Source organism: Streptomyces sp. NPDC052236, from assembly GCF_044548015.1.
Lineage (GTDB): Bacteria > Actinomycetota > Actinomycetes > Streptomycetales > Streptomycetaceae > Streptomyces.
Genome location: NZ_JBIUBL010000005.1, coordinates 304,212 through 323,179 on the forward strand (window position 1 = coordinate 304,212; position 18,968 = coordinate 323,179).

The window sequence follows — 18,968 nt, forward strand, 5'->3', positions numbered from 1 at the left end:
CGCTCCGCTGACTCCGGACTGTCGTGTGCCAAGTGAACCGTGGGTGACCGTAGGGGAGTTCATTCGAAGGGGTGGCGAATGGTGGCGTTTATGGAATATCCCTCGCTGGAGCGGTGATCGTAGGGTTACGTTCAGTGCACGAGTCCTGGAGTTTCGCGCAACCGCGGGTATGCCGGTGGCAACTCGGCCTCCTGTTCGATGGGGCGCTTACCTCCGTTCAGGCCGTTGCAACTCACGGCATTCTGGTAGGGGTTCGAGCGACATGGCTTCATCGGATGGGGGCGTTCCCGTGGACAGCAGCGGCGCGAGCGGCGCAGGCGGCGCAAGCGATACGGGCGATGCGGGCGGCGTGCCCGGCACGGACACCGGCAAGCGCCCCAACGCGCAGTTGAGTTCCTGGTTCGCGCGCAGCGGCTGGTCGAAGGGCGAGCTGGCCCGCCAGGTGAACCGCCGCGCCCGCCAGCTGGGCGCGCACCACATCAGCACCGACACCTCACGCGTACGCCGCTGGCTGGACGGCGAGCAGCCGCGGGAGCCCATCCCGCGCATCCTCTCCGAGCTGTTCTCCGAACGGTTCGGCAGCGCCATCGCCATCGAGGACCTCGGACTGCGCTCCGCGCACCAGTCACCCTCCGTGTCCGGCGTCGACCTCCCCTGGGCGGGCCCCCAGACCATCACGCTGATCAGCGAGTTCTCACGCAGCGACCTGATGCTGGCGCGACGCGGCTTCCTCGGGACCTCGCTCGCGCTGGCTGCCGGCCCCGCCCTCGTAGAGCCCATGCAGCGCTGGCTCGTGCCCACCCCCCCGGGCGAACCCAAGCGGCAGGTGGAGCCGACAGCGCTGCGCAGGGCCTCCCGGCTCTCCAAGCCCGAGCTCGACCTGCTGGAGACCACCACCGCGATGTTCCGGCAGTGGGACGCGCAGTGCGGCGGCGGACTGCGGCGCAAAGCGGTCGTGGGCCAGCTCCACGAGGTCACCGACCTCCTCCAGGAGCCGCAGCCCCCTGCCACCGCCCAGCGGCTCTTCGCCTGCGCCGCCGAACTCGCCGAACTGGCAGGCTGGATGAGTTACGACGTCGGCCTCCAGCCCACCGCCCAGAAGTACTTCGTACTGGCGCTGCACGCCGCCAAAGAGGCGGGCGACAAACCGCTCGGCTCGTACGTCCTCTCCTCCATGAGCCGCCAGATGATCCACCTCGGGCGGCCCGACGACGCCCTGGAACTCGTCCATCTCGCGCAGTACGGCAGCCGCGACTGCGCGTCCCCGCGCACCCAGGCAATGCTGTATGCGATGGAAGCGCGCGCGTACGCCAATATGGGCCAGCCGAGCAAGTGCAGGCGGGCCGTCCGGATGGCCGAGGACACCTTCTCCGACGCCGGTCTCGACGGCGAGCCGGAGCCCGACTGGATCCGCTTCTTCTCCGAGGCCGAGCTCAGTGCCGAAAGCGGCCACGCGTACCGCGACCTCGCCTATGTGGCAGGCCGCAGCCCTACGTACGCCTCGCTCGCCGAGCCGGTGATGGAGCGCGCCGTCGACCTGTTCCGCGATGACCCCGAACACCAGCGGTCGCACGCGCTCAACCTGATCGGCATGGCCACCGTCCACCTGCTGAAGCGAGAGCCCGAGCAGGCCACAGCCCTGGCCGCGCAAGCGCTCAAGGTCGCCGGAAAGATCCGCTCCGAGCGGGTCAACACCCGACTGCGCAAGACCGTGGACACGGCCGCCCGGGACTTCGGCGACGTCCCCGACGTTGCCCACCTCACCGACAAGCTCACCTCCCAGCTGCCCGAGACCGCGGAAGCGGTCTGAGCGGTTTTTGGCGGTCTGAGCAGTCGGGCCGCAGGGCCTCCGGCCGCGACGCTCACCCACCACAGCCGACTCGGCTCCCCCCGTGCCAGGACCGCCGGATGATCGTCGCGGCCGGGCCTCCGCCCACGCGCAAGGCACCCCGGCAAGGTTGCGGCATGGTAACGGCGGTGCGGACCATGGAACGGCAGTTCATCGGGGCGTAACACAGCGGACGTCTTCGTCACTGCCTCGAAACATCGAGGGGCATCGACGGAAACCGCATTACGCCAATCTCGTGCCCCATAACCGGCCCGCCCTTCCGCACGGGCTCCCCCGCACGCGGCCGCACCTACCGACTGAGGAGACGCCGATGCCTTCAGGCATCTCGACGCTTGCAGCAGACGCAGCACCCACACTGTCTGCCGCCAACACCGGCTTCATGCTCATCTGCTCCGCTCTGGTGATGATCATGACGCCGGCCCTGGCCTTCTTCTACGGAGGCATGGTCCGGGTCAAGAGCACCCTCAACATGCTGATGATGAGCTTCATCAGTCTCGGCATCGTCACCATCCTCTGGGTGCTCTATGGCTTCAGCGCCGCCTTCGGCACCGACAAGGGCGGCTTCATCGGCTGGACCTCGGACTACGTCGGACTCAGCGGCATAGGGATCACCGAACTGTGGCCGGGCTACACCATCCCGGTGTACGTCTTCGCCGTCTTCCAGCTGATGTTCGCGATCATCACGCCCGCGCTCATCAGCGGCGCGCTCGCCGACCGCGTGAAGTTCACCGCCTGGGCGCTGTTCATCACCCTCTGGGTCACCGTCGTCTACTTCCCCGTCGCCCACTGGGTCTGGGGCACGGGCGGCTGGCTCTTCGAGATGGGTGTCATCGACTTCGCCGGTGGTACCGCGGTCCACATCAACGCGGGCGCCGCCGCCCTCGGCGTGATCCTCGTCATCGGCAAGCGCGTCGGCTTCAAGCGCGACCCGATGCGCCCGCACAGCCTGCCCCTGGTCATGCTCGGCGCCGGCCTCCTGTGGTTCGGCTGGTTCGGCTTCAACGCCGGCTCCTGGCTGGGCAACGACGACGGCGTAGGCGCCGTGATGTTCGTCAACACCCAGGTCGCCACCGCCGCCGCCATGCTCGCCTGGCTGGCATACGAGAAGATCCGCCACGGCGCCTTCACCACCCTCGGAGCAGCCTCCGGCGCCGTCGCCGGTCTGGTCGCCATCACCCCGTCCGGCGGCGCCGTCTCCCCGCTCGGCGCGATCGCCATCGGCGTCATCGCCGGTGTGCTCTGCGCCATGGCCGTCGGCCTCAAGTTCAAGTTCGGCTACGACGACTCCCTCGACGTCGTCGGCGTCCACCTCGTCGGCGGTGTCGTCGGCTCCCTGCTCGTCGGCTTCTTCGCCACCGGCGGCGTCCAGAGCAAGGTCGAGGGCCTCTTCTACGGCGGCGGCTTCGAGCAGCTCGGCAAGCAGGCCACCGGCGTCTTCGCCGTACTGGCCTACTCTCTGGTGGTATCGGCACTCCTCGCCTTCGTCCTCGACAAGACGATCGGCATGCGCGTGCCCGAGGACGTCGAGGTCGCCGGCATCGACCAGGTCGAGCACGCCGAGACCGCGTACGACTTCAGTGGTGCGGGCGGCGGGGCAGGGTCCCGGCAGACCACAACCACACCGGGTGACTCCGTGGCAGCCGCGGGACAGAACAAGAAGGTGGACGCATGAAGCTCATCACCGCAGTCGTGAAGCCACACAGGCTGGACGAGATCAAAGAGGCCCTCCAGGCCTTCGGCGTCCAGGGGCTCACGGTCACAGAGGCCAGCGGATACGGCCGCCAGCGCGGCCACACCGAGGTCTACCGCGGCGCCGAGTACACCGTCGACCTCGTCCCCAAGATCCGTATCGAGGTACTGGTCGAGGACGCCGACGCCGAACAGCTCATCGAGGTCATCGTCAAGGCGGCCCGCACGGGCAAGATCGGCGACGGCAAGGTCTGGAGCGTGCCGGTCGACACGGCGGTACGCGTACGAACCGGCGAGCGCGGACCCGACGCTCTCTAAAGCGACGCACTGCAAGGCTGTACGGCTGTAAAGGGAGCTGCTGGGTGACGAGTGTCGAAGTGACCACCGAAGCGGAAGACTCGGGACCCAGCGGCTATGCGGCGGCCCGGCTGGCCCTTCTCACCGAGAAGGGCCAGCCGGGGCCGCCGCGCCGTACCGCCCTGGCCCAGCTGACCGACGACTGGCTGTCCGCGCTGTTCACCACCGCGGCCAAGGAAGCCGGAGTACGGAGCGCGGCGCTCGTCGCCGTCGGCGGCTACGGCCGCGGCGAACTGTCGCCACGCAGCGACCTCGACCTGCTCCTGCTGCACGACTCGAACGCCGACGCGAGCGACATCGCCGCCCTCGCGGACCGCATCTGGTACCCGGTGTGGGACCTGGGCCTGGCCCTCGACCACTCCGTACGCAACCCCGCCGAAGCCCGCAAAACCGCGGGCGAGGACCTCAAAGTGCAACTGGGCCTCCTGGACGCACGCCCCGTCGCCGGAGACCTCGGACTGGTCGCCGGACTGCGCACCGCCGTACTCGCCGACTGGCGCAACCAGGCCCCCAAACGCCTGCCCGAACTGGACGAACTCTGCCGCGAGCGGGCCGAGCGCCAGGGCGAACTGCAATTCCTCCTCGAACCCGACCTCAAAGAAGCCCGCGGCGGACTGCGCGACGTCACCGCACTGCGCGCCGTCGCCGCCTCCTGGCTCGCCGACGCACCCCGCGAAGGCCTCGCCGACGCCCGCAGGCGGCTGCTGGACGCCCGCGACGCACTGCACCTGACCACCGGCCGCGCCACCGACCGGCTCGCCCTCCAGGAGCAGGACCAGGTCGCCGCCGAACTCGGCCTGCTGGACGCCGACGCACTGCTGCGCCAGGTCTACGAAGCCGCACGCGTCGTCTCGTACGCCACCGACGTCACCTGGCGCGAAGTGAACCGCGTACTGCGGGCACGGTCCGTACGACCCCGGCTGCGCGCCATGCTCGGCGGCGGCCGCGGCCCCCAGACCGAACGCACCCCGCTCGCCGAAGGCGTCGTCGAACAGGACGGCGAGGTCGTACTCGCCCGCGCCGCCAAACCCGACCGCGACCCGGTGCTCCCGCTGCGCGCCGCCGCCGCCGCGGCCCAGTCCGGCCTGCCGATCTCCCTGCACGCCGTCCGCCGGCTCAGCGCCGCGGCCGCGAACCACCCACTGCCCGTGCCATGGTCCGCCGAGGCCCGTGAAGAGTTCGTCACCCTGCTCGGCGCCGGCGAACCGACGATCGCCGTCTGGGAGGCGCTGGAGGCCGAAGGCCTGATCACCCGGCTGCTGCCCGACTGGGAACGCGTACGGTGCAGGCCGCAGCGCAACCCCGTACACACCTGGACAGTCGACCGGCACCTCGTCGAAGCGGCGGTCAAGGCCTCCGCACTCACCCGCCGGGTGGGCCGCCCCGACCTGCTGCTGGTCGCGGCCCTCCTCCACGACATCGGCAAGGGCTGGCCCGGCGACCACTCCGTGGCCGGCGAGACCATCGCCAAGGACGTCGCCACACGGATCGGATTCGACCGGGCGGACGTGGCCGTGATCGCCACGCTCGTACGCCACCACCTGCTGCTCATCGACACCGCGACCCGGCGCGACCTGGACGACCCGGCGACGGTCGCCGCCGTCGCCGAGGTCGTCGGGACGGTGGGCACGCTGGAGCTGCTGCACGCCCTCACCGAGGCCGACGCGTACGCCACCGGGCCCGCGGCCTGGTCCACCTGGCGCGGCTCGCTGGTCGCCGACCTCGTACGCCGGGTCGCGGCGGTCCTCGCGGGCGACGCCCCCGCCGCACCGGAACCGGCCGCGCCGAGCGCCGAACAGGAGCGGCTCGCCATAGAGGCGCTGCGCACCGGCGAGCCGGTACTCGCGCTGCACACCCACACCGAGCCGCCGGACGATTCCGCGGACCCGGCACAGGCTCTGCCCGAACCGGTCGGCGTGGAGCTCCTGATCGCCCTGCCCGACCAGCCGGGCGTGCTGCCCGCGGCGGCGGGAGTCCTGGCCCTGCACCGCCTGACGGTCCGCGCCGCCGACCTGCGCTCGATCGAGCTGCCCACGGAACTCGGGGGCTCCTCGGACGTACTGCTGCTGAGCTGGCGGGTGGCGGCCGAGTACGGCTCCCTGCCCCAGGCGACCCGGCTCCGTGCCGATCTCCTGCGGGCGCTGGACGGCACGCTCGACATCCCGACCAGGCTCGCCGAACGGGAGGCCGCGTATCCGCGCCGCCGCGGGGTCAAGGCCCCGCCGCCCCGGGTGACGGTGGCTGCGGCGGGCTCGGCACTGGCCACGGTGATCGAGGTCAGGGCGCAGGACGCTCCGGGGCTGCTGCACCGGATCGGGCGGGCGCTGGAGGACGCGGCGGTACGGGTGCGGAGCGCGCATGTGTCGACGCTGGGGGCGAATGCGGTGGATACGGTCTATATCACCCGCGAGGATGGCTCGCTGCTGGCGGATACGGAGGCGTCGGCGCTGGCGAAGGTGCTGGAAGACAGCTTGCGGTAGCGGAGGGCGTGACCTGCGGCGTGGTGGGGCGTTGAGCATGGTGTGCTCCCCGAGCGTGCGGGGATGGTCCCACGATGGTCGCAGATCCTCGAGGTTGGGGACAGTGCTCCCCGCACTTGCGGGGCTTATACGCCCTCGTCCGCCGATTCCGGTGGGCGAGGGCGATGTACTTGCGGGGCCGGATACCCTAGAGGCCGACTGCCATCTGTCCCCGACACCGCTGAGGATCCGCGACCACCGTGTTCGATACCCTTTCTGATCGCCTCGCCGCGACTTTCAAGAACCTCCGGGGCAAAGGCCGGTTGAGCCCTGAGGACATCGACGCCACGGCACGTGAGATCCGTATCGCGCTGCTGGAAGCAGACGTCGCACTGCCCGTCGTTCGGGCCTTCATCGCGAAGGTGAAGGAAAGGTCGCTCGGCGCTGAGGTCTCAAAGGCGCTCAACCCGTCGCAACAGGTCATCAAGATCGTTAATGATGAGTTGGTCGGCATCCTCGGCGGTGAGACGCGCCGCCTTCGTTTCGCCAAGCAGGCCCCGACCGTGATCATGCTCGCCGGTCTCCAGGGCGCCGGTAAGACCACCCTCGCCGGAAAGCTCGGCCTCTGGCTCAAGAGCCAGGGCCACTCGCCCCTGCTCGTCGCGTGTGACCTCCAGCGCCCCAATGCCGTGAACCAGCTCGCCGTCGTCGCCGAGCGCGCGGGTGTCGCCGTGTTCGCGCCCGAGGCGGGCAATGGCGTCGGCGACCCGGTCAAGGTAGCCAAGGACTCCATCGAGCACGCGAAGACCCGGCAGTACGACGTCGTGGTGGTCGACACCGCCGGGCGTCTGGGCATCGACGTCGAGATGATGCAGCAGGCCGCGGACATCCGCGACGCCGTCAGCCCCGACGAGATCCTCTTCGTCGTCGACGCGATGATCGGTCAGGACGCGGTCAACACCGCAGAGGCCTTCCGCGACGGCGTCGGCTTCGACGGTGTGGTCCTGTCCAAGCTGGACGGCGACGCCCGCGGTGGTGCCGCGCTCTCCATCGCGCACGTCACCGGCCGCCAGGTCATGTTCGCCTCCAACGGCGAGAAGCTGGACGACTTCGACACGTTCCACCCGGACCGTATGGCGTCCCGCATCCTCGGCATGGGCGACATGCTCAGCCTGATCGAGAAGGCCGAGCAGACCTTCAGCCAGGAAGAGGCCGCCCAAATGGCCTCCAAGCTGGCGAGCAGCAAGGGCAAGGACTTCACGCTCGACGACTTCCTGGCGCAGATGGAACAGGTCCGCAAAATGGGCTCCATCTCGAAGCTCCTCGGAATGTTGCCCGGCATGGCGCAGATCAAGGACCAGATCAACAACATCGACGAGCGGGAAGTGGACCGCACCGCCGCGATCATCAAGTCGATGACGCCTGGTGAGCGTCACGAGCCGACGATCATCAACGGTTCGCGCCGTGCTCGTATCGCCAAGGGTTCAGGTGTTGAGGTCAGCGCCGTGAAGAACCTGGTGGAGCGGTTCTTCGAGGCGCGCAAGATGATGTCGAAGATGGCTCAGGGCGGCGGGATGCCCGGCATGCCCGGGATGCCGGGCATGGGTGGTGGCCCCGGCCGCCAGAAGAAGCAGATCAAGCAGGCCAAGGGCAAGCGCAAGAGCGGCAACCCGATGAAGCGCAGGGCCGAGGAGCAGGCAGCCGCGGAACGCCGCGAACAGGCGGCGCAGGGTGGGGCCTTTGGGCTTCCCGCGGCTGAGCAGGACAAGAACTTCGAGCTGCCGGACGAGTTCAAGAAGTTCATGGGCTGACACCTGGTACGAGTCCCCGAGCCCGAGCCCGCGCCGCCAGAAAGCGGACGCGGGCTCGGTGCGTACGTACGTGTCAGGGCGTACGCGCGATCAGGTACCGGAACACATTCGGCATCCACACCGTGCCGTCCCGCCGCTTGTACGGATGCAGCGCCTCCGTTATCTCCTTCTCCACCTGCGCCTGGTCCGTCGCCTGGATCGCCGCCGTGTACAGGCCCGTCGACAGCATTCCGCGCACCGCGCTGTCCATGTCGGCGTAGCCGAACGGGCACGCCACCCGCCCCGAACCGTCCGGCTTCAGGCCCGCCTGGTGCGCGACGTCCTCCAGGTCGTCCCGCAGCGCCGGGCGGTAGCCGCCGCTCGTGCGCAAGCGGTCGGTGAGGCGGCAGGCCACCCGTAGCACCCCCGAGGTGGCACAGCGCTCCGGTGGCCCCCAGCTCGTCAGCACCACGGCTGCGCCGTGTTCCGAGAGTCCGACGGAGGTTTTCAGCGCCGGTACGAGGTTCTCGGTGTCGCCCGCCGCGCCACCGATCGGCTGGAACGCGGTGATCAGGTTGTACGGCGGCCGGCCCGGCCCCTCCGCGGCCGAGGCATCGCCATCCAGCAGCTCGGCACGGGCACCCGCACCGCCCCGAGCCGCCCCCATTCGGTCGCGCGCCAGCGCCAGCCGCTCCCGGTCCGTGTCGACGCCGGTCACCCCCGCACCCCGCGAAGCCGCGATCAGCAGGGCCAGGCCTGAGCCGCAGCCCAGGCCGAGGAGCTTTGTCCCGGAGTCGGTCTCAAGTCGCTCGTACACCGATTCGTAGAGCGGCACCAGCATCCGTTCCTGGATCTCGGCCCAGTCGCGGGCGCGGGCGTGCGCCTCCGTCGGAGACGTCAGCTCTGTGCTGGGTCGGTCGTGTCGGTGCTGGACGAGCGTTGGTGTCATCGAAGCGCCCCAATCCGCCAAGAGGTCAGCGAGCCCTGAAGGACAGCCCCCCGTGTGCGTACGCTTGCGCTCCCCCCCCCGTATGCCAGAGAACTCCGCATGCGTCCCCAAGTCCAGTGCTTGTAGGGCAATGCTTGTGTGCTGCTTGTGTGCTCCGGGCGTGCTCTCGGCATGCTCCGGTCGTGCGCCCCCGTGACGCCGCCGATTCAGGGTCGATTTACGCTCGGGTGCCGTGTCGCCGTACCATGCCCGCCATGGCAAAGGCACCCGTTCTCACGCCCCAGGCGGAAGACTTTCCACGCTGGTACCAGGACCTGATCACCAAGGCCGAACTGGCGGACAACGGACCGGTGCGCGGCACCATGGTCATTCGGCCGTACGGCTACGGCCTGTGGGAGCGGATGCAGCACGAAATGGACGCCCGCATCAAGAACGCGGGTGCCCAGAACGCCTACTTCCCGCTCTTCATCCCTCAGTCTTACCTGACGAGGGAAGCTCAGCATGTCGAGGGTTTCGCCCCGGAGCTGGCGGTGGTCACGCACGGTGGCGGCAAGGAGCTGGACGAGCCCGTCGTCGTACGCCCCACCTCCGAGACGATCGTCAATGAGTACTTCTCGAAGTGGATCCAGAGCTACCGCGATCTGCCGCTGCTGATCAATCAGTGGGCGAACGTGGTCCGCTGGGAAATGCGCCCGCGTGTTTTCCTCCGTACGACGGAATTCCTCTGGCAGGAGGGCCACACAGCCCACGCCACGTACGAGGACGCCCGCGACTACGCCGCGCATATCCACCGGGATGTCTACGCGGACTTCATGGTCAAGGTCCTCGGCATCGATGTGGTGCTCGGCCGTAAGACGCCCAAGGAGCGGTTCGCGGGGGCCATCAACACCCTCACGCTCGAAGCGATGATGGGCGACGGCAAGGCCCTCCAGATGGGTACGAGCCATGAGCTCGGCGTCAACTTCTCCAAGGCTTTCAACACCACGTATCTGTCGAAGGACGGCAAGCAGGAGCTGGCCTGGCAGACGTCCTGGGGGTCCTCCACCCGGATGGTCGGCGGGCTGATCATGTCGCACGGCGACGACAACGGGCTGCGTGTCCCGCCGCGGCTGGCGGCCGTCCAGGTCGTCGTCGTGGCCATCAAGGGCGACGAGGCGGTGGCCAAGGTCCGGGAACTGGGCGACCAGCTGACGGCGGCCGGGCTGCGTGTGCAGGTCGATGACCGTATCGATACGCCGTTCGGGCGCCGCGCGGTCGACTGGGAGCTCAAGGGCGTTCCGGTGCGGATCGAGATCGGCCCGCGCGATCTGGAGGCGGGCACCGCGATGCTGGCCCGCCGTATCCCGGGGGGCAAGGAGCCGGTGCGGATCGAGGCGCTGGCCGGGCTGTTGCCAGAGGTCCTTGAGAAGGATCAGGCGCAGTTGCTGCGGGAGTCGCGTGAGCGCCGTGAGTCGCGTACGAGCGAGGTGACGACCGTCGAGGCGGCCGCGGAGGCGGCGGTCGCCGGTGGCTGGGCGCGTATCCCCTGGTCGACGCTGGGCCCGGAGGGTGAGGCCAAGCTCGCGGAGCAGGCGGTGTCCGTACGGTGTCTGGTGGCCGAGGACGGGTCGGTGCCGGATACCGACGACGCCCCCGGTACGGTCGCGATCGTGGGCCGCGCCTACTGATGGTCACGTCCATCGGTCACGTCCATCGGTCGCGCCATCGGTCGCGGTGATTGGTCGCGTTCATCAGTTACGTCCATCAGTTACGTCCATGCCTCCGGCAATGCCCGGCGCGCGGACTGTCTCTACGCGCCGGGGCGTACGCGCCGCTACGTACCAGCTTGGTGCGAGCTGTGAAGCTTTCTCCGCAGATCAGCGCACCCGCCCTCGTCAGGACGCATCAATGGCAACTGACGGGTACGTGCAAATTATTTGGGATGCCCCGTAATGGAACCCGTGGGCACTTCGGCTCGTTATCACGACGTGAGCACGACACCACCTGTTCTCGCCGCAGAGCTGGCACAGGCGTGGGCCGATATTCAGCGGCACCACCCCGAGTTGCCTGATCTAGCCGCGCCAGAGTCCCTGATCGGAGAGTCCTCGTCCGCCTGCGGCGCCGAGCTCTCCTTCGAGCGACTGCTCCATGAGGCAGTCCATGGCATTGCCGCCGCCCGAGGTGTCCGCGACACCTCACGCGCCGGCCGCTACCACAACCGTCGATTCCTGGCGATCGCCGAGGAGATGGGCCTTGACCATGCCGAGGAGCCGCATCCCAGCAGCGGTTTCTCCCTGGTCGTGCTCAGCCCCGAGGCGAAGCGCCGCTACCGTCCAACGATGGAGAGACTCCAGCGTGCCCTCAAGGCACACTCGGTCGCCACGGCCGCCGATACGAAACGGACCTTCCGGGGTCCGGCCGCCCGCCATGGCTCCTCCGGCGGCGGCGTGCGCGTCAAGGCCGTCTGTGACTGCGGGCGCAATGTCCGGGTCGTGCCGTCGGTCCTCGCGCAGGCGCCGATTGTCTGCGGCGGCTGCGGCAAGCCCTTCCGTATCCCGGAGGTAGTGGGCATGGCGAGCTGACCGCATGGTCTGTGGCACAATGGCTTGCTGTACTCGACAGCCGCATAGGAACCCTCTCGCCTCCGGCTGACGCGTCCATCGGGCACCCCGAGTACCGCAACCCCACGTGGCATCTCGTTGTGCCCAACCACGTCAAGACCAGGAGACACCACTTCCGTGGCAGTCAAGATCAAGTTGAAGCGACTCGGCAAGATCCGTTCGCCTCACTACCGCATCGTCGTCGCCGACTCCCGTACCCGCCGTGATGGCCGGGCGATCGAGGAGATCGGCCTGTACCACCCGGTCCAGAACCCGTCGCGCATCGAGGTCGACTCGGACCGCGCGCAGTACTGGCTGTCCGTCGGCGCGCAGCCGACCGAGCCGGTCATGGCGATTCTGAAGCTCACCGGCGACTGGCAGAAGCACAAGGGCCTGCCGGCCCCGCCGCCGCTGCTGGTCGCGGAGCCGAAGGCCGACAAGCGCGCCGCGTTCGACGCTTTCGCCAAGGGCCTTGAGACCGACGAGTCGAAGGGTGAGGCCATCACCCCGAAGGCGAAGAAGGCCGACAAGAAGGCGGACGAGGCCGAGGCTGCCTCGTCGGCGTCCGCCGCTGAGTCGACCGAGGCCTGAGCATGCTCGAGGAGGCTCTCGAGCACCTCGTGAAGGGCATTGTCGACAACCCGGACGATGTGCAGGTCGCCTCGCGCACTCTGCGCCGCGGACGGGTGCTTGAGGTCCGGGTTCACCCGGATGACCTTGGTAAGGTGATCGGCCGCAATGGCCGCACCGCACGCGCCCTGCGTACCGTCGTGGGCGCCATCGGCGGCCGTGGGATCCGCGTCGACCTCGTTGACGTGGACCAGGTTCGCTGAGCAGCTGAACGTACGCGGATGTACGTAACACCGGCACGGGCCGGGGAGGGCTTTCGGGCCGTCCCCGGCCCGTAGCCGTCTACGCGGCCCCTGAGCCGTAGGCACACGACAGGAGTACTCACGTGCAGTTGGTAGTCGCGCGGATCGGCCGCGCCCATGGGATCAAGGGCGAGGTCACCGTCGAGGTGCGTACGGACGAGCCTGAGCTGCGGCTCGCGCCCGGCGCCGTACTGGCCACCGAACCGGCCTCCACCGGACCGCTGACCATCGAGACCGGGCGTGTGCACAGCGGCCGGCTGCTGCTGCGCTTCGAGGGCGTACGGGACCGCACGGGCGCCGAAGCCCTGCGCAACACGCTGCTGATCGCCGAGGTGGACCCGGAGGAGACGCCCGAGGACCCCGAGGAGTTCTACGACCACCAGCTGATGGACCTCGATGTGGTGCTCGCGGACGGCACGGAGATCGGCCGGATCTCCGGGATCAGCCATCTGCCCTCACAGGACCTGTTCATCGTGGAGCGGCCGGACGGCAGCGAGGTGATGATCCCCTTCGTGGAGGAGATCGTGTCCGAGATCGACCTGGAGGAGCAGCGGGCCGTGATCACCCCTCCGCCCGGACTGATCAACGCCGATGAGGCGGTGGTCGTCTCGTCCCGGGACGAGACGACGCAGGATACGGCTCAGGACGACACGCAGGACGACACGCAGGGCAAGACGCGGGACGAGAACTGATGCGGCTCGACGTCGTCACGATTTTCCCCGAGTACCTGGAACCGCTGAACGTCTCGCTCGTCGGCAAGGCACGCGCGCGTGGGCAACTCGGCGTCCATGTCCACGACCTGCGGGAGTGGACATACGACCGGCACAACACCGTGGACGACACCCCCTACGGCGGCGGCCCGGGCATGGTCATGAAGACCGAGCCCTGGGGCGACGCCCTCGACGACGCGCTCGCGAGCGGCTACGAGGCGGGCGCGCACCATCCCGTGCTGGTCGTGCCCACACCCAGCGGCCGGCCCTTCAACCAGGAGCTCGCCGTCGAGCTTTCCGAGCGGCCGTGGCTGATTTTCACCCCGGCCCGCTACGAGGGCATCGACCGCCGCGTCATTGATGAGTACGCGACGCGGATGCCGGTGTACGAGGTGTCCATCGGGGACTACGTCCTGGCCGGCGGCGAGGCGGCCGTACTGGTGATCACGGAGGCGGTGGCCCGGCTGCTGCCCGGCGTACTCGGCAACGTCGAATCGCACCGGGACGACTCCTTCGCGCCAGGTGCCATGGCCAATCTGCTGGAGGGCCCCGTCTACACCAAGCCCCCGAAGTGGCGCGGACAGACGATTCCGGACGTGCTGCTCAGCGGGCACCACGGGAAGATCGCGCGGTGGCGGCGGGACGAGGCGCTGCGGCGTACGGCACTCAACCGGCCCGATCTCATCGAGCGCTGCGACCCGGCAGCCTTCGACAAGAAGGACCGCGAGATCCTCTCCATACTGGGCTGGTCACCCGAGCCCGGCGGCCGATTTTGGCGCAAGCCGCAGGACGTGGAAGAATAGGCCGCTGCTCTAGATCCGGTCGGCGCCCCTGCCACAGGGGGAACGACGCCCGCCCGACGCGAACAGCACCCAGACTCTCTCCTTACGATCATCCGCCGATGACCTGTGGCATCGGCGAGGAAGCAGACCATTCATGGCCAGCCTGCTCGACACTCTCAACTCCGCGTCGCTGCGCAGCGACCTCCCCGCCTTCCGGCCCGGCGACACCGTGAACGTTCACGTGCGTGTCATCGAGGGAAACCGCTCGCGTATCCAGCAGTTCAAGGGCGTTGTCATCCGCCGTCAGGGCTCGGGCGTCAGTGAGTCCTTCACGGTTCGCAAGGTCTCCTTCTCCGTCGGTGTCGAGCGCACCTTCCCCGTGCACAGCCCGATCTTCGAGAAGATCGAGCTCGTCAGCCGCGGTGACGTGCGTCGCGCCAAGCTGTACTACCTGCGCGAGCTGCGCGGCAAGGCTGCCAAGATCAAGGAGAAGCGCTACAACTGAGTAGCGCTGCGGGAGCGCCGCGATTGACGCGACTGAGCTTCGGCTCACACTCGCGCGCTCACGCCCAGGGCTCATAGGACGGCCGGATAGGCTCTGAGCCCGATGGACACCGAAGCGAAGCACACGGAGCGCGACCGCTCTTCCTCCCCCGACGCCGGGGAAGAGGAAGAGGGGTCGCGCTCCGTGCGTGCGTCGCGCCTCTTGCGCGGGGCGCGCCTGGCCGGGATCTCCTGGCGCAGAGCGGGGGCGCTCGGGCTTGTCTGCACGGTTCTCGTGCTGCTGTTCAGCCATTTCGTGGTGCAGCCCTTCCAGATTCCCAGCAGCTCCATGGAGCCAACCCTGCAGGTCGGGGACCGGCTGCTGGTGAACAAACTGGCGTACGGGTCCGGCTCCGGGCCGCAGCGCGGGGACGTGGTCGTCTTCGACGGCACGGGATCCTTCGTACGGGAGGGTGTGGCGGAGAATCCGGTCAGTGCGGTGACGCGCGGGGCGCTGGCGGCGCTGGGGCTGGCGGAGCCCGCCGAGACCGACTTCGTGAAGCGCGTGGTGGGCGTGGGCGGTGACCGCGTGGTCTGCTGTGACAGGGGAGGCAGGGTCGAGGTGAACGGCGTACCGGTCGAGGAGAGCTATCTCCATCCCGACGACGTCCCCTCGGAGGTCCCCTTCGATATCGTCGTGCCACAGGGCACTCTGTGGGTCATGGGAGACCACCGGAGCAACTCGCGCGACTCCCGGGATCATCTCGGGGAGCCCGGCGGTGGCATGGTGCCCGTCGACAAGGTGATCGGACGGGCGGACTGGATCGGCTGGCCGGTCGGCCGGTGGACCGGGCTGGAGGGGACGGACGTGTTCTCCCGCGTACCGGACCGGGTGCCGGACGACTACGTACCGGATTCGGGAGCACAGGAATCCGGAGTGCCGGATTCCGGAGTACCGAAATCTGGAGTGCCGGATTCCGGAGTACCGAAATCTGGAGTGCCGGAGCCGGGACGAACGCCCGGCGGCGCCCATGGGTAACCGCGGGCGCTCTGCGAGCCACCGGTCCGACACCCGGCTGCCGACGGGGACCCGGCCGACGAACGGCGCCAGGTCGCTGCCCGGCCGGGCGGAGCGGCGCAGGCTCGCGTCGAAGGTGAAGCGCAAGCGGCGCCGGTCGGCGGTGAAGGAGATACCGATCCTGATCACCGTGGCGCTGATGATCGCGCTGGTGCTCAAGACGTTCCTGGTGCAGGCCTTTGTGATCCCGTCGGGCTCGATGGAGCAGACGATACGGATCCAGGACCGGGTGGTGGTGGACAAGCTCACGCCGTGGTTCGGCTCGAAGCCGCAGCGTGGCGATGTCGTGGTCTTCAAGGATCCCGGCAACTGGCTCGAGGACGAGAAGGCGCCGGCGAAGGACGATCCGGTCGTCGTCAAGCAGGTCAAGCAGGCCCTGACGTTCATCGGGCTGCTGCCGTCGGACGGTGAGCAGGATCTGATCAAACGGGTGGTGGCGGTCGGCGGGGACACCGTGAAGTGCTGCGGCGCGGACGGGCGGGTCACCGTCAACGGCGTAGCGTTGAACGAGCCGTATCTGAAGCCCGGAAATGTTCCCTCGACGCTGAAGTTCGAGGTGCGGGTGCCGGTCGGGCGGATCTTCGTGATGGGGGACCACCGGTCGAATTCGGCCGACTCGCGTTTCCACCTGAATGAGAAGGACCGTGGCACGGTTTCGGTGGACGAGGTCGTCGGGCGCGCGGTGGGCATCGTCTGGCCCGTCGGGCACTGGCGGCAGCTGGACGAGCCGGAGACGTTCGCGTCCGTGCCGAACGCGCGCGCCGGGGCGACCGCTGCGCTCCGCCCGTCGAATAGTGTGTCCCTTCAGGATCTGAACGGGATGATCCTGCTCCCGAGCCCTGCGGAACTCCCGCTCGTTATGGGAGTGGTGGGCCTGCTCCGGTTTCGGCGCAGGCGGTTCGCACGGAGTGAGGAGTGGATGTGGGGGATGTGGCGCTCGGCGCACGATCCGGACACGACGAGCCCGAGGAGAGGCCCGGGAAGCTTGTCGAGTCACCCGCGGCCGTGACGGACGATTCGGATAGGACCAACGATTCTGTCGTGATGGACGATTCGGCCAGTGGTGGAGGGCCGGAAGAGGCTTCGGGTTCGGTTGCGGACGGCTCTTCGGAAAACAGCGGTACGGGACAGAAGAAGCAGCGATCCTTCTGGAAGGAACTGCCGCTCCTGATCGGTATCGCGCTGCTTCTGGCGCTCCTGATCAAGACATTCCTGGTGCAGGCCTTCTCGATCCCCTCGGACTCGATGCAGGACACCCTGCAGCGCGGCGACAGGGTGCTGGTGGACAAGCTCACGCCGTGGTTCGGCTCGGAGCCCGAGCGCGGCGAGGTCGTGGTCTTCCACGACCCGGGCGGCTGGCTGGACGGCGAGCCCACCCCCGACCCGAACGCCGTGCAGGAGTTCCTCAGCTTCATCGGCCTGATGCCGTCCGCGGAGGAGAAGGACCTGATCAAGCGGACGATCGCGGTCGCCGGTGACACGGTGGCGTGCAAGAAGGGCGGCCCGATCACGGTCAACGGGAAGACACTCGACGAGCCGTATATCTTCCCCGGCGACACCGCCTGCGACGACATGCCCTTCGGGCCGCTGAAGGTGCCCAAGGACCGGATCTGGGTGATGGGCGACCATCGCCAGAACTCCCAGGACTCGCGGTACCACACGGCGGACAAGAACGGCGGGTTCGTGCCGGTCGACAAGGTTGTCGGACGTGCTGTCGTGGTTGCCTGGCCGCTCGACCGCCTGGCGACGCTGCCGGTGCCGGACACCTTCGACCAGTCCGGGATCAACGCCGCTGCTGCCCCTGTCGCCGCCGCTCTGCCGGCCGCGCCCGCGGCGATGGGCCTGGTGGGTGCGGTGCCGGTCGTGCTCTGGCTCAGGCGCAGGCGGGGGCTGACCGGCGGGCGTACCGCCGGGTAGGGTGCCGTCCCGGATCGCGGATCTCCTGGGCTCGGCTCGCGGGGACCGAATCTCCGAGGTGGGGAGCGCTGGGATGGGCGGTACAGGCGGAACAGGCGGCACGGCCAGTACGGGTACTGGCGGAGCCGGCGAAACGGGACGTACGCATGACGGCCGCGGCCGGCTCGGCAATCTGCTGTCGGGCTTGGTCGTGGCCGTCGGCTGTGTGCTCTTCCTCGGAGGGTTCGTCTGGGGCGCCGTCGTGTACCAGCCGTACACCGTGCCCACCGACTCGATGTCCCCGACCATCGCGGCCGGGGACCGGGTGCTGGCGGAGCGGATTGACGGTGACGCGGTACGCCGCGGGGACATCGTGGTCTTCCGGGACGCGCAGTGGGGCGATATGCCGATGGTGAAGCGCGTCGTGGGCGTGGGCGGCGACACGATCGCGTGCTGCGGCGAGGGCGGTCGGCTGACCGTCAACGGCAAGGCGATCGCGGAACCGTATCTGCGCACCACAGGGGCCGCGTCGAACAGCTTTACGGCGGCGGTCCCCCAGGGGCAGCTGTTCCTGCTCGGTGACGAGCGCAGCGGTTCGCTGGACTCGCGCGTACATCTTCAGGACCCGGGACAGGGGTCCGTGCCGCGCTCGGCGGTGACGGCGCGGCTGGACGCCGTGGCCTGGCCGCTGGACGGCGGTCTGCTGGAGCGGCCTGAGGGGTTCGCGGCACTGCCGGGCGGGGTCTCGGGGCTGGGGCCGGTGAAGCTGGTGGTCGGCTCGGTGGTGGCCGGGGCACTGCTGATTTTCGTCGGAGCGGCGTACGGTCCGGTGGCTCGTGTGCTCTCGAAGTCGCGGCGCGGCACAGGCGGTGGCGGTGCGGGCATTGGCAAGGGCGGGGCCGGCGGCGGGAGCGGGAAGGCGGCAGCCGGTGTCGGATGAGGTCAGCGAGGGCAGGCCGCGGCGGGTCGCACGGGTGGTACTCCTCGACCCCGAGGACCGCATTCTGCTGATGCACGGGCATGAACCGGACGATCCGGCCGACAACTGGTGGTTCACGCCGGGCGGCGGTCTGGAGGGCGAGGAGACCCGGGAGGAGGCCGCGCTGCGCGAGCTGGCCGAGGAGACCGGGATTACAGAGGTGGAGCTGGGGCCGGTGCTGTGGCGGCGGAGCTGCTCCTTCCCGTTCGACGGACGCCGCTGGGAACAGGACGAGTGGTACTTCCTGGCCCGTACCGCGCAGACCGTGACCGACTCGCGCGGACAGACGGAGCTGGAGCGGCGCAGTGTCGCTGGGCTGAGGTGGTGGACTTCCGCCGAACTGTCGGCGGCGCGTGAGACGGTGTATCCGACCAGGCTCGCCGAGCTGCTGCGTACGCTGCTCGCCGAGGGCCCTCCGGGCGCGCCGGTGGTCCTGGCCCCCGAGATTGCTTAAGGGGTGCCGAGGGCTGGCGCACAATGGGGGGACGGAAGGCTG

General features: G+C 69.0%; 17 protein-coding genes and 1 pseudogene. 17 read left to right on the forward strand and 1 reads right to left on the reverse strand.

Annotated features, from left to right (window positions below; genetic code table 11):
- Positions 1-262: 262 nt before the first annotated feature.
- The 5 genes from ACIHCQ_RS11910 (at position 263) to ffh (ending at position 8,165) form a co-directional block, all read left to right on the forward strand.
- The gene (locus ACIHCQ_RS11910; RefSeq protein ID WP_399660763.1) at positions 263-1,810 is read left to right on the forward strand and encodes a hypothetical protein; all 1,548 of its coding nucleotides are present in this window, start codon (positions 263-265) and stop codon (positions 1,808-1,810) included.
- A 349-nt stretch (positions 1,811-2,159) separates the two neighbouring features.
- Positions 2,160-3,521 (forward strand): ammonium transporter, encoded by a 1,362-nt coding sequence (locus ACIHCQ_RS11915; protein WP_399660765.1) that lies wholly within the window; start codon positions 2,160-2,162, stop codon positions 3,519-3,521.
- Positions 3,518-3,856, forward strand: coding sequence for a P-II family nitrogen regulator (locus tag ACIHCQ_RS11920; protein WP_399660768.1), 339 nt, complete (start codon positions 3,518-3,520; stop codon positions 3,854-3,856). Before ACIHCQ_RS11915 ends, ACIHCQ_RS11920 begins: the two co-directional genes overlap by 4 nt.
- 44 nt (positions 3,857-3,900) lie before the next feature.
- Positions 3,901-6,375: a [protein-PII] uridylyltransferase gene (locus ACIHCQ_RS11925; RefSeq protein ID WP_399660771.1), complete on the forward strand. Its 2,475-nt coding sequence runs from the start codon at positions 3,901-3,903 to the stop codon at positions 6,373-6,375.
- 239 nt (positions 6,376-6,614) lie between these two features.
- The gene (gene ffh / locus ACIHCQ_RS11930) at positions 6,615-8,165 is read left to right on the forward strand and encodes a signal recognition particle protein (protein ID WP_399660774.1); all 1,551 of its coding nucleotides are present in this window, start codon (positions 6,615-6,617) and stop codon (positions 8,163-8,165) included.
- A 73-nt stretch (positions 8,166-8,238) separates the two neighbouring features.
- Here ffh and ACIHCQ_RS11935 read toward each other — a convergent pair whose 3' ends face one another.
- Positions 8,239-9,093, reverse strand: a complete 855-nt coding sequence (locus tag ACIHCQ_RS11935) for an SAM-dependent methyltransferase (protein WP_399660777.1) — start codon at positions 9,091-9,093, stop codon at positions 8,239-8,241.
- A gap of 254 nt (positions 9,094-9,347) precedes the next feature.
- On the opposite strand from ACIHCQ_RS11935, the gene proS reads away from it, so the two are divergent.
- The 12 genes and pseudogenes from proS to ACIHCQ_RS11995 all read left to right on the forward strand — a co-directional run bounded on the left by proS (position 9,348) and on the right by ACIHCQ_RS11995 (position 18,926).
- Positions 9,348-10,760, forward strand: coding sequence for a proline--tRNA ligase (gene proS, locus ACIHCQ_RS11940; RefSeq protein ID WP_399660780.1), 1,413 nt, complete (start codon positions 9,348-9,350; stop codon positions 10,758-10,760).
- 264 nt (positions 10,761-11,024) lie between these two features.
- Positions 11,025-11,654 carry a hypothetical protein gene (locus ACIHCQ_RS11945; protein ID WP_399660783.1) on the forward strand — a complete coding sequence of 210 codons (630 nt, stop codon included), beginning with the start codon at positions 11,025-11,027 and terminating at the stop codon, positions 11,652-11,654.
- 156 nt (positions 11,655-11,810) lie between these two features.
- Positions 11,811-12,263 (forward strand): 30S ribosomal protein S16, encoded by a 453-nt coding sequence (gene rpsP / locus ACIHCQ_RS11950; RefSeq protein WP_399660785.1) that lies wholly within the window; start codon positions 11,811-11,813, stop codon positions 12,261-12,263.
- Between the two features lie 2 nt (positions 12,264-12,265).
- Positions 12,266-12,505 carry an RNA-binding protein gene (locus ACIHCQ_RS11955; protein WP_003980229.1) on the forward strand — a complete coding sequence of 80 codons (240 nt, stop codon included), beginning with the start codon at positions 12,266-12,268 and terminating at the stop codon, positions 12,503-12,505.
- A gap of 122 nt (positions 12,506-12,627) precedes the next feature.
- Positions 12,628-13,236 carry a ribosome maturation factor RimM gene (rimM, locus tag ACIHCQ_RS11960; protein ID WP_399660789.1) on the forward strand — a complete coding sequence of 203 codons (609 nt, stop codon included), beginning with the start codon at positions 12,628-12,630 and terminating at the stop codon, positions 13,234-13,236.
- Positions 13,236-14,057 carry a tRNA (guanosine(37)-N1)-methyltransferase TrmD gene (trmD, locus tag ACIHCQ_RS11965; RefSeq protein ID WP_399660791.1) on the forward strand — a complete coding sequence of 274 codons (822 nt, stop codon included), beginning with the start codon at positions 13,236-13,238 and terminating at the stop codon, positions 14,055-14,057. The genes rimM and trmD overlap by 1 nt, the downstream gene beginning before the upstream one ends.
- Positions 14,058-14,190: 133 nt before the next feature.
- Positions 14,191-14,541 carry a 50S ribosomal protein L19 gene (rplS, locus tag ACIHCQ_RS11970; RefSeq protein WP_399660794.1) on the forward strand — a complete coding sequence of 117 codons (351 nt, stop codon included), beginning with the start codon at positions 14,191-14,193 and terminating at the stop codon, positions 14,539-14,541.
- A gap of 102 nt (positions 14,542-14,643) precedes the next feature.
- Positions 14,644-15,558 (forward strand): signal peptidase I, encoded by a 915-nt coding sequence (lepB, locus tag ACIHCQ_RS11975; RefSeq protein WP_399660797.1) that lies wholly within the window; start codon positions 14,644-14,646, stop codon positions 15,556-15,558.
- Positions 15,551-16,622 (forward strand): annotated as a pseudogene (gene lepB / locus ACIHCQ_RS11980) (signal peptidase I). Before lepB (ACIHCQ_RS11975) ends, lepB (ACIHCQ_RS11980) begins: the two are co-directional and overlap by 8 nt.
- A 19-nt stretch (positions 16,623-16,641) precedes the next feature.
- Positions 16,642-17,514 (forward strand): signal peptidase I, encoded by an 873-nt coding sequence (lepB, locus tag ACIHCQ_RS11985; RefSeq protein ID WP_399660896.1) that lies wholly within the window; start codon positions 16,642-16,644, stop codon positions 17,512-17,514.
- 73 nt (positions 17,515-17,587) lie between these two features.
- Positions 17,588-18,433: a signal peptidase I gene (gene lepB / locus ACIHCQ_RS11990; RefSeq protein ID WP_399660801.1), complete on the forward strand. Its 846-nt coding sequence runs from the start codon at positions 17,588-17,590 to the stop codon at positions 18,431-18,433.
- Complete coding sequence (locus ACIHCQ_RS11995) at positions 18,423-18,926, forward strand: NUDIX hydrolase (RefSeq protein ID WP_399660804.1); 504 nt, start codon at positions 18,423-18,425, stop codon at positions 18,924-18,926. Before lepB (ACIHCQ_RS11990) ends, ACIHCQ_RS11995 begins: the two co-directional genes overlap by 11 nt.
- The last annotated feature ends 42 nt before the right edge of the window (positions 18,927-18,968 follow it).